Raw genomic sequence first — 10603 nt, 5'->3', positions numbered from 1 at the left:
GCGCGACCGGATTTCCGGGAACCAGTAATCGCGGGCCGAGGTCCAGCCGAACATATCACGCAGCAGGGTCTGCACCGGCCCGGCATATTCCAGAAAATCCACCAGCGCATAGGCGCCGACATAGGCCGGGATCGCCAGCGGCAACAGCAACAGCCATTCCAGCCAGCGCACACCGGGAAAGCGATACATCGTCACCAGCCACGCCGCCCCCGTGCCCATCGCCGCCGCCAACAGCGCCACCGACCCCATCAGAACCGCGGTATTTTCAAGGTAGCGCGGCAGGGTCGTTGCCACCAGATGCGGCCAGATATTGGCCTCGGGCGTCACCGCCATCACCACCACCGACAGGATCGGCACCAGCACCAGAAGTGCGATCAGAACCGCACCGGCCGACCACGGATTAGCCGCCCGCCTCAGGGAAAGCGGCAGGCGTGCGGTGAGGGGTATCTGAGTATTTTGCTCGACCATGATGCGCAGTTACAGGAAAGCCGTTTTACTGTCCAGAAATCCTCGTATAACCATAGGAGAACGCAAGGGCACAGGGAATACCGGGCATATGCAGGTTGTCTTTCATCTGGGGGCGCATTTCACCGACGAAGACCGGCTGTTGAAATGCCTGCTGAAAAACCGCGGCCCCCTGTCGCAAGACGGCATTATCGTTCCCGGACCGGGCCGCTATCGCAAGATCCTGCGCGACGCCCGCGCCCAGTTGCGCGGTCAGGCCGCCACGCCCGAACAATACGAGGAAGTGCTGGACGCCATCCTTGACGATGAAAAGGCCGACCGGCTGATTTTCTCGAACCACGCCTTCCTGTCGGCACCGTCCAAGGTTTTGCGCGATGGCCAGCTTTACCCGGATGCCGGCGAAAAGGCCTTTGCCCTGACGCAGATCTTTGCGCAGACCGATGTCGAGATGTTCATCGCCGTGCGCAACCCCGCGACCTTTATTCCGACCGTGTTCGAAAACTGCCCCGATGTCGGCTTTGATGAGTTCATGGCCGGCGCCGATCCGCGCAATCTGCGCTGGTCCAGCGTCATCCAGAACCTGCGCGACACCAATCCCGGCGTCGAACTGACGGTCTGGAGCAACGAAGACACGCCGCTGATCTGGTATGAGCTGCTGAAGGAACTGTCGGGCTATGACCGCCCGTCAGAGCTTGAAGGCGCCGACGATTTTCTGGCCTCGATCATGAGCCCCTCGGGCATGACCCGGATGCATGCCTATCTGGATAAGCACCCGCCAGCCAACGAAATCCAGCGCCGCCGCATCGTCGCGGCCTTTCTCGACAAATTCGCCCTGCCCGAAGAGGTCGAGATGGAACTGGACCTGCCCGGCTGGACCGAAGATCTGGTCGAGGACATCACCGAGAATTACGAAGAAGACCTGTTCGAGATCGAGCGGATGCCGGGCGTGAATTTCATCACGCCCTGACCCCGATCAGTCGTCGAAACGATAGCTGGACGCGGTCACGCCACCCATCAGCATCTTGTCATGATAGACCTGCGTGGCCTTGGCGCCTTCGGCTGCGCCCAAGGCGGCGAACAGCGGCACAAAGTGGTCCTCTTGCGCGTGGCAGACACGGGCATAGGGGGCCTTTTCCCACTCCAGCAAGGATTGGGTCCGCGCCTTGGGGTCCTGCGCCAGCACCTTTTCCAGCCAGGCGTCAAAGGCCTCGGACGGCTCTTTCGCGCCGGGGCCGAACAGGCGCAGGTTGTGATAGCTCAGACCCGAGCCGACGATCAGAACGCCCTCGTCGCGCAGCGGCGCCAGCGCCCGGCCCAGTGCGAAATGCGCCTCGGGGCTATAGCCGTGCTGCATCGAGACCTGGTACACCGGCACCTGCGCTTCGGGATACATGATATAGGCCGGAACGAACGTGCCGTGGTCAAAGCCCTGTTTCGCATCCAGCCGCGTCGGCAGCCCCGCCTGTTTCAGCAGGTCCGCCGTGCGCTGCGCCAGATCGCTGGGCGCGCCGGGGGCGGGATAGACGATGTCATAGGTGTGGCGCGGAAAGCCGTAATAGTCATAGACCATCGGCGGTTTCGGGCTGCTCATCACCGCGAATTCAGGGGCTTCCCAATGGCCGGACACCATCAGGATCGCCTTGGGCGTCCCGCCGATTTCCTGCGGCATCCGCGCCAGCGAGGCTTCGAGATTGACGAACATGCGGCGCATGTCGGGAATCCACGGCCACGGGCCACCGCCATGCGAGATGAAATAGGTCGGAAGACGTTGGGACATGAGTCACCTCTTGCTCTGAGTTGGCAAGATCATCGACCTTTGTCCGCTTTGGGTCAACGGCTGGGCCGAACAGGGGTTGTGCGCAAATCAACAGATCTGCGCGCCCCCTGTGCAGAATGTACAACCCAGCCGCCGAGACGCGGGCTTACATGCCCAGGGCTTCTTTATACATTTCCAGCACCGCCTCTTCTTCGGCGATGTCGTTGCGGTCGCGTTTGCGCAGCGCGATGACCTTGCGCATGACCTTGGTGTCATAGCCACGGCCCTTGGCCTCGGCCATCACCTCTTTGACCTGATCGGCGATGTCTTTCTTTTCGGCCTCCAGCCGCTCGACGCGCTCGATGAACTGGCGCAGCTCGTCTGCGGTAACGCGGTAGGTGGTGTCTGTGACGATGTCTTCCATCTGGGCCTCGCAATGATCGGTGATTTGCCCCCCGGATAGCCTCCGGCCCGCGCCGCTGCAAGCCCCGTCCGGCTTGCACGCCACGCGATGATCAGCTAGCTGCCTGAGAACAGTTCAGAGAGGAGCAAAATATGGACGCATTGATCTGGGGCGGCGCCGCCGTATCGCTGATCGGCCTTGCCGGGCTGATGCGTTGTATCATGCTGGCCTATAAGGCCAAACGCGCCAACCTGCCCGATGACGAATTGCGCGCCCGCCTGCAAAAGGTCGTGGCCCTGAACATGGGCGCCCTTGGCGTGTCGGCGGTCGGGCTGATGCTGGTGATCGTCGGGATCATGCTGGGATAATCCCGACGCCCGGTCTTAGGTTGCAGTCGTCTTTACTGTAAATTCCACATGAAAATTGTGGTGTTTCTGAGTTTTCTTGATTCCGGTGCTGGCGCATTTGGCTGGCGTTTTCGCCAAGTCGGATTTGCGCTTCACCCAGCTGAAATAGGTGAAATCCCGGATCGCCACCTTGTCGTCGATCTTTAGAACTCCGCCGCGCACGAACGTGCGCACAATGGCGGCTTCGGCCTGCGGCGAGCGCACGATTACACCACACAGCTCAAAAATTCCGTCCACGACGATTACGGTCAAGCGCACTTCATAACTTGGCACGCCATTAAGAGTGTGCTTTGAAACCCTGAAATCTTCTGTCACCGGAATTTCGCGCGTAACCTTTGCTGCATTCACGGGCGCGGCACAGACCAGCGCCAGCGCCAAGGCCGAAGCCATCAAAACCGAAAATTTCATTAACCAATCCTTTCAACGCTATTCCTTTAAGTTGAACATGGAACACCGGCCAAGCCAATAAGCGAATTGCTATATTGGCAATAGGAGCCGCGTCCGCCCCCCTGCCCCTAGTCGGTCGCGTAGTGCCGGACGAAATTGCGCAGGATCTTTTCCGGGGCGTGCACATCGGCGGCGCGGCACATGTCGATCAGGCTTTGCGCCTGTTCCGGCGGGAAATAGCCCTTGTGCTTGTAGATGCGGATACGGGTTTCAATCCCGTCGCTGTCGGCTTCGGGGTGGAACTGGGTGGCATAGACGTTCTGACCGTAGCGGATCATCTGATAGGGACAGGTTGGGGCCACAAGCAGATGCACCGCGCCTTGCGGCAGGTCCTGCACCGCCTCTTTATGGCCGACAAAGGCCTCGAACCGCGCCGGCAGCCCGGCCAGGATCGGATCATTGCGACCGGCCTCGGTCACTGAACAATCGGCGGTGCCGACGCCTTCGCCATAGCGCGACTTGTTGACCGGCGCGCCAAGGTGATGCGCCAAAACGCCAATGCCATAACAACAGCCCATGAACGGCACATCGCGGGCGGTGATCTGCGGCATCAGCGCCAGAATCTCGGCCTCGATCCGCGCCTCTTCGGGCGATTTGTCCTCGGGCGCGTCCGAGACACAGCCCGGCCCGCCGCCGACGATCACCCCGGAATACTCATCAAGGTTCAGATCGGCGGGGATATCCTCGCGCTCAAGCCGGATGCGGCGGGTGTCGGACGCGTCCAGACCGCCCTTGCGCAGAAAGGCGGCATATTCGTCATCCGAGGCTTCGGCCTCGGGGCGTAGCTGAAGGATCAGAAACGGTTTCATGCGGCAGTCTTAGCCGCAGCAGATGCGGGGATAAAGCCCGTTTCTCAGCGCATCGGCATCCGCTGTTCGATCAGACCGGCCCACCAGCTGCAACCGGCGGGAATGGCGTCGTCGTTAAAGTCGTATTCGGGATGGTGGATCATGGCGCTGTCGCCGTTGCCCATGAAAATATAAGCGCCGGGGCGCTCGTTCAGCATATAGCTGAAATCCTCGGCCCCCATCATCGGGTCGCCATCGGTGACCACCGATCCGGCGACACTTTGCGCAACCTCGGCGGCGAAATCGGTCTGTTCAGGGGCGTTGATGGTGACCGGATAGCCGTATTTATAGCTGACCTTGGCGGTGGCGCCAAAGCTGGCGGCGATGCCTTCGGTCACCTGATGCAGCCGGTTGACGATATGGTCGCGGGTGGCCTCGTCCATGCTGCGCACGGTGCCGCGCAGGTGAACGTGATGCGGGATCACGTTATAGGCGCGGGTGTCAGTGTGAAAGGCACAGACCGACAGCACCGCCTCGCGCAGCGGATCGACATTGCGGCTGACGATGGATTGCAGCGCCACGACGATATGGCTGGCCACAAGCGTGGTATCGACCGCCGCCTGCGGCTTGGCCGCGTGGCCGCCATGGCCGGTGACAGTGATCTCGAACTCGTCCGCTGCTGCCATCATCGCGCCGTGGCGGATCACGAACTGACCGACGGGAATGCCCGGCATGTTGTGCAGACCATAAACCTCGTCGATGCCGAACCGGTCCATCAGACCGTCCTCGACCATCTCGCGGCCACCGCCGCCGCCCTCTTCGGCGGGCTGAAAGATCACCACGGCGGTGCCATCGAAATTGCGGGTCTCGGCCAGATATTTCGCCGCCCCAAGCAGCATCGAGGTATGGCCGTCATGGCCGCAAGCATGCATCTTGCCCGGCACGGTCGAGGCATATTCGGCGCCGGTGGCCTCGGTAATCGGCAAGGCGTCCATATCGGCGCGCAGGCCGATCACCCGGCCCTTGCTGTCGCTGCGACCCCGGATCACCCCGACAACACCGGTGCGGCCAATGCCGGTGACGACCTCGTCACAACCAAAACTGGACAGCAATTCGGCCACCCGCCCCGAGGTGCGATGGGTGTCGAACATCAATTCGGGGTTGGCGTGGAAATCCCGGCGCCAGGCGATGATCTCGTCCAGCATCTGGGCAAAACGATTCTTGACGGGCATGGGTGCGGTCCTTCGCGGTTCCCTTTCAACCTGCTGCGGCACCCCGATAAGGTCAAGCACCAAGCAGCCCCCGCTTTGTGCTGCCTCTACCGCTGTGCCGCAAAAAAGAACAAAGCCACCGCGCGCCGGAACATCGGCCTGAATTTGGCATCGCATCCTGGGGCGTGCAAAATCCTGACCCGCACCGCACGCCCGGACCAGAACAATGTTCCGTAACCCCAGGGGTTGGCAGCGTTCAAATCGCTTGCCTCAGCGGCGATTCCACCGCAGACGGGACAAAATTCTTCCGCGCGCGAGGATCGCCCATGTTCGAGAGCTTTGGTTTCGAGACCCTGACCGCCCCGCAGGCCGCCATCTGGCTGGGTCTGGCGCTGGGGCTTGGCTATGGCCTGCTGGCCGAGATCACGGGGTTTTGCTTTCGCCGCACCGTGACCGGCCCCGCCCCCCAACGCAAAAGCGCCCAAGGCGTCTGGCTGATGGCGCTGATCGCGGCGCTGCTGGGCACGCAGGGCGCGGTTGCCTTAGGCTGGATCAGCTTTGACGATCACCGCTTTGCCGCCGCCGACCTGCCGGTTCTGGCGATTGTCGCAGGCGGGCTGCTGTTCGGCGCCGGGATGGTTCTGACGCGGGGCTGTGCGTCGCGGATGACGGTATTGGCCGGGACCGGAAACCTGCGCGCGGCGCTGGTGCTGATCGTCTTCGCCCTGACCGCCCATGCCGCGATGAAGGGCGTTCTGGCGCCGCTGCGGGTGGCAGTGTCCGAGGTCACGTTGCCGCTGGGCAATGCCGGCTCATTGGCCGGGCTGCCGGGTGGCGCGCTGTTCTGGACCGCTGTCGTGGCGCTGTTGGCACTGGTGGGGGTCATCGGTTCAGGCGTTGGGCGCGGCAAGCTGGTGCTGGCCGCGCTGCTGGGCCTGCTGGTGCCGCTAGGCTGGGTTGGCACCGGATTTGTCCTGTTCGACGATTTCGACCCGATCGCGTTTGAAAGCCTCGCCTTTACCGCCCCGGTCGCGGACACGCTGTTCTGGGGCATCACTGCCACATCGATCAGCGCCAAATTCGGCACCGGCCTGATCGGCGGTGTGCTGGGCGGGGCGCTGGTGGCATCGCTGCTGGGCCGCCGTTTCAAATGGCAAAGCTTTGAATCCCCGGCCCAGACCGGCCGCTATATGGCGGGCGCGGTTCTGATGGGCATTGGCGGTGTGCTGGCAGGCGGTTGCACCATTGGCGCGGGTCTGTCGGGCGTTCCGACGCTGGGCGTTTCGGCAATCGTGGCGCTGGCGGCGATCGGTCTGGGCGGCTGGGCCACCGACCGGGTGCTTAATGCACGCCGCGCCGGATCCGACGGATCAGCAGCCACACAACCAGCACAACAACCGGCGTAATCATCGCCGTCAGCATACCCTTGCTCAGCCCCAGAGGCTCGGACAGCGGATAGGCCAGATAGCCGACAAGGCTAACGGCGTAATAGCTGATCGCCACCACCGACAGGCCCTCGACGGTTTCCTGAAGCCGCAGTTGCAGGTCAGCGCGGCGATCCATGCTTTCCAGCAGCGCCTGATTCTGGGCCGAGCGGGCCACATCCACCTGCGTCCGCAGCAATTCCGCCGCGCGCCCGGCGCGTTCGGTCGTGCTGCGCAGCCGCGCCTCGGTCGAGCGCACGGTGCGCATCGCCGGATCAAAGCGGCGCATCATGAATTCGCGGAAGGTCTGGCCGCCCTTGAACCGCTCTTCGCGCAGCGCCTCGATGCGTTGTGTCACCAGCGCCTCGTAAGCCGCCGTCGCGCCAAAGCGAAACGCATTCGCCGCCTGCATCTGTTCCAGATCGGCCGACATCTCAAGCAGCCGGTGCAGCGCGTCCGCCGGGCTTTGGCCGCCCGCCGTCATATCCCCCACCAGCGCCGAGATTTGCGGGTCGATCTGCCCCAGCTGCGCCGACAGGGTGCGGGCACGCGGCAAGCCCAGCATCGACATGGTCTTATAGGTCTCGATCTCGGTCAGGCGCTGGACGATACGGCCGATGCGCCGCGGTCCGGTGCTGGGCCGCACGAACAGCGCGAACCGCACATGCCCCGCCATGTCGATGCGGAAATCGCTGGCGATCAGGGCGCTGCCCTCAAGCACCGAAGACACGGCCAGACTTTCCGACACGAACCAGTCAGACAGCTTTTGCGAGATATCCGCCTCGCCCTCGGGCAATTGTTCGACCCGGATCAGCGCCGATGTCATCCGCACGCCCGGCGCTTCGGCCAGCCAGTCCTCGGGGAAGACGTCAAAGGTCGCGTGATCGAACGGGCGCTCGGCCACGCCATCGCCGAAAATCGTGTAGGTGACGAACTCGGTATGGCTTTCCCATTTCAGGTGATAGCGGCCAATCTGCCCGAAATAATGCGTCGCATTGGGCTGCGGATGCACCGCGCCGAACCGGTCAAGCAAGGCCAGCAGATGCGCCCGGTCGGCGTCGCGGTCGCGGGCGACGGCGTCATGCGGTCGCTTGATCGCCAAATAGGCGGCGCGGCAAGGCGCGGTCAGCGACGGGAACGGCCGCGCGTGCAGTTCATTAGCAAGGTCATAGCGCAGCGGGTGATCTGTCAAAGCGGTCATGGACGGGCCTGTTTGCAAGTATTCCGCCTTACTAGCTGATCCGGCCCGGGTTTCAAAAAGAAAAGTTCAATGAAATCCATTGGTTAGATGTATACTTTGGTGCACAACTGCCGCCGTGACCGCTGTGGGGCGGTAAAATTCCCTGCAAACTCAATGCACCGGCCCCGAAACGCAAAAAGCCCCGCCGGTTGGGCGGGGCTTAATGTCGCATCTGAAAAATGCCTTAGCTGATCTTGGTCAGCAGCGTATCAAGGCTGGCTTTCGCGTCGCCGTAGAACATGCGCGTGTTCTCTTTATAGAACAGCGGGTTCTCGATGCCCGAATAGCCGGTGCCTTGCCCGCGCTTGGACACGAACACCTGTTTCGCCTTCCAGCATTCCAGCACCGGCATACCGGCGATGGGGCTGTTGGGGTCTTCCTGAGCCGCAGGGTTCACGATGTCGTTCGAGCCGATCACGATGGCAACATCCGTATCCGGGAAGTCGTCGTTGATCTCGTCCATCTCCATCACGATGTCATAGGGCACCTTGGCTTCGGCCAGCAGCACGTTCATGTGGCCCGGCAGACGACCCGCAACCGGGTGAATGGCAAAGCGCACGTTCTTGCCCTTGGCCCGCAGGCGGCGGGTCAGTTCGGCAACGTTCTGCTGGGCCTGCGCCACGGCCATGCCGTAGCCCGGGATGATGATGACGCTGTCGGCCTCTTCCAAGGCGGTGGCAACACCATCGGCGTCGATTGCGATCTGCTCGCCCTCGACCGCCATCTGCGGGCCAGTGGCGCCGCCAAAGCCGCCCAGGATCACCGAGATGAAGCTGCGGTTCATCGCCTTACACATGATGTAAGACAGGATCGCACCCGACGAACCGACCAGCGCGCCGACAACGATCAACAGGTCGTTGCCAAGGCTAAAGCCAATCGCCGCCGCGGCCCAGCCCGAATAGCTGTTCAGCATCGACACGACCACCGGCATATCGGCGCCGCCGATGCCCATGATCAGGTGATAGCCGATGAACAGCGCGGCAAGGGTCATGATGGCCAGCGGCAGGAAGCCACCGGTGTTGAAATACCAGATCAGGCACAGCACCGACAGGATCGCCGCACCGGCGTTCAGCGCATGACCGCCCGGCAGTTTCTGGGCGGTCGAGGTGACCTTGCCCGCCAGTTTGCCAAAGGCGATGACCGAGCCGGTAAAGGTCACGGCACCGATAAAGATGCCAAGGAACAGCTCGACCTTCAGGATGTTCAGCTCGACCGGGGTTTTATGCGCGATCAGCGAGGCGAAGGTGCCAAGGTGCTGTTCGTGCATCCATGCCTGCAGGCCGGTCTCGTTCAGCGAGGTCGGGGCATTGGCCAGAATACCGGCGACGTGGCCCATCTCGAAATGAGCGTTGAAGCCGACGAAAACCGCAGCCAGACCAACCAGCGAATGCATCGCGGCGACCAGTTGAGGCATTTCGGTCATCTGGACCTTCTGCGCGACGTAATAGCCGATGATGCCGCCAGCGGCGACCAGCACCACCGACAGAATCCACAGACCCGAACCCGGCCCGATCAGCGTGGCCGCAACGGCCAGACCCATGCCGACAATGCCATACCAGACAGCGCGCTTGGCGCTTTCCTGCCCGGACAGACCGCCCAAGCTGAGGATGAAGAGAACAGCCGCGACGACATAGGCGGCGGTGGTGAAACCAAATTCCATTGTCTCGGCCTCCTTAAGATTTCTGGAACATGGCGAGCATGCGCCGGGTTACGAGGAAGCCGCCGAAAATGTTGATCCCGGCCATGAAAACCGACAGCGCCGCCAGCACGATCACGATCACCGACCCGGAGCCGATCTGCATCAAAGCCCCCAGAATGATGATCGACGAGATCGCGTTGGTCACAGCCATCAGCGGCGTGTGCAGCGAATGCGACACGTTCCAGATCACCTGGAAGCCGACAAAGACCGACAGCACAAACACGATAAAGTGCTGCATGAAGCTGGCCGGGGCAACGGTGCCGACCAGCAGCAACAGCGCCGCACCGACCGCCAGCAGGGTCACCTGCTGCTTGGTCTGGGCCTTGAACGCGGCGATTTCCTGCGCGCGTTTTTCTTCCGGGGTCAGCTCTTTCGGCTTTTCCTTCTTCTGCGCGGCGATCGCCTGAACTTTCGGCGGCGGCGGCGGGAAGGTGATTTCGCCGTGATAGGTCACGGTGGCGCCACGGATAACGTCGTCTTCCATGTTGTGATTGATCTGACCGTCCTTGTCGGGGGTCAGGTCGGTCATCATGTGACGAATGTTGGTGGCATAAAGCGTCGAGGCCTGCGCCGCCATGCGCGACGGGAAATCGGTATAGCCGATGATGGTCACGCCATTGTCGGTCACGATCTTCTGGTCGGCGACGGTCAGTTTACAGTTGCCGCCCTTTTCCGCCGCAAGGTCAACGATGACCGAGCCCGGCTTCATCGAGGCGACCATGTCTTCGGTCCACAGCTCGGGCGCTTCGCGGTTCGGGATCAG

The 10603-nt window shown here is 62.3% G+C and carries 11 protein-coding genes and 1 pseudogene; 3 read left to right on the top strand and 9 right to left on the bottom strand.

What is annotated here, in order from left to right; genetic code table 11:
* A pseudogene (locus ABYW26_RS05020) lies at window positions 1-468 on the bottom strand (iron ABC transporter permease); the annotation flags it as partial.
* A gap of 88 nt (window positions 469-556) precedes the next feature.
* Between ABYW26_RS05020 and ABYW26_RS05015 the strand changes: the two are divergent.
* Window positions 557-1432: a hypothetical protein gene (locus ABYW26_RS05015; protein ID WP_372603696.1), complete on the top strand. Its 876-nt coding sequence runs from the start codon at window positions 557-559 to the stop codon at window positions 1430-1432.
* A 6-nt stretch (window positions 1433-1438) separates the two neighbouring features.
* Here the strand turns inward: ABYW26_RS05015 and ABYW26_RS05010 are convergent, their stop codons facing one another.
* Together ABYW26_RS05010 and ABYW26_RS05005 are read right to left on the bottom strand one after the other, a co-directional pair.
* Window positions 1439-2242 (bottom strand): class III extradiol ring-cleavage dioxygenase, encoded by an 804-nt coding sequence (locus tag ABYW26_RS05010; protein ID WP_372603695.1) that lies wholly within the window; start codon window positions 2240-2242, stop codon window positions 1439-1441.
* A 145-nt stretch (window positions 2243-2387) separates the two neighbouring features.
* Window positions 2388-2645: a DUF2312 domain-containing protein gene (locus ABYW26_RS05005; protein WP_372603694.1), complete on the bottom strand. Its 258-nt coding sequence runs from the start codon at window positions 2643-2645 to the stop codon at window positions 2388-2390.
* A gap of 131 nt (window positions 2646-2776) precedes the next feature.
* Between ABYW26_RS05005 and ABYW26_RS05000 the strand changes: the two genes are divergently transcribed.
* Complete coding sequence (locus ABYW26_RS05000) at window positions 2777-2992, top strand: hypothetical protein (RefSeq protein ID WP_372603693.1); 216 nt, start codon at window positions 2777-2779, stop codon at window positions 2990-2992.
* Between the two features lie 15 nt (window positions 2993-3007).
* On the opposite strand, the gene ABYW26_RS04995 is transcribed toward ABYW26_RS05000, so the two are convergent.
* The 3 genes from ABYW26_RS04995 to ABYW26_RS04985 all read right to left on the bottom strand — a co-directional run bounded on the left by ABYW26_RS04995 (window position 3008) and on the right by ABYW26_RS04985 (window position 5498).
* On the bottom strand, window positions 3008-3439 hold the full coding sequence (locus ABYW26_RS04995; protein WP_372603692.1) for a hypothetical protein: 432 nt from the start codon (window positions 3437-3439) through the stop codon (window positions 3008-3010).
* Between the two features lie 107 nt (window positions 3440-3546).
* Entirely contained in the window at window positions 3547-4287 is a 741-nt protein-coding gene (locus ABYW26_RS04990; RefSeq protein WP_372603691.1) for a glutamine amidotransferase, read from the bottom strand.
* Between the two features lie 44 nt (window positions 4288-4331).
* Window positions 4332-5498: a M20 aminoacylase family protein gene (locus ABYW26_RS04985; protein ID WP_372603690.1), complete on the bottom strand. Its 1167-nt coding sequence runs from the start codon at window positions 5496-5498 to the stop codon at window positions 4332-4334.
* 305 nt (window positions 5499-5803) lie between these two features.
* Here ABYW26_RS04985 and ABYW26_RS04980 point away from each other — a divergent pair, with 305 nt between their 5' ends.
* Window positions 5804-6883: a YeeE/YedE family protein gene (locus ABYW26_RS04980; RefSeq protein ID WP_372603689.1), complete on the top strand. Its 1080-nt coding sequence runs from the start codon at window positions 5804-5806 to the stop codon at window positions 6881-6883.
* Here the strand turns inward: ABYW26_RS04980 and ABYW26_RS04975 are convergent.
* From ABYW26_RS04975 to ABYW26_RS04965, 3 genes are all read right to left on the bottom strand, one after another.
* Window positions 6819-8102, bottom strand: coding sequence for a DUF3422 family protein (locus tag ABYW26_RS04975; RefSeq protein ID WP_372603688.1), 1284 nt, complete (start codon window positions 8100-8102; stop codon window positions 6819-6821). The genes ABYW26_RS04980 and ABYW26_RS04975 overlap by 65 nt on opposite strands.
* Window positions 8103-8325: 223 nt before the next feature.
* Window positions 8326-9801, bottom strand: coding sequence for an NAD(P)(+) transhydrogenase (Re/Si-specific) subunit beta (locus ABYW26_RS04970; RefSeq protein WP_372603687.1), 1476 nt, complete (start codon window positions 9799-9801; stop codon window positions 8326-8328).
* 13 nt (window positions 9802-9814) lie between these two features.
* On the bottom strand, window positions 9815-10603 hold a 789-nt coding region (locus tag ABYW26_RS04965; protein WP_372603686.1), incomplete at its 5' end, for a Re/Si-specific NAD(P)(+) transhydrogenase subunit alpha.

Origin of the sequence: Actibacterium sp., from assembly GCF_041584535.1 — a bacterium.
In the GTDB taxonomy this organism is placed as follows: domain Bacteria; phylum Pseudomonadota; class Alphaproteobacteria; order Rhodobacterales; family Rhodobacteraceae; genus Actibacterium_D.
The sequence above is the reverse complement of the archived record's forward strand: the minus strand, read 5'-3'. Positions and strand labels throughout refer to the sequence as shown.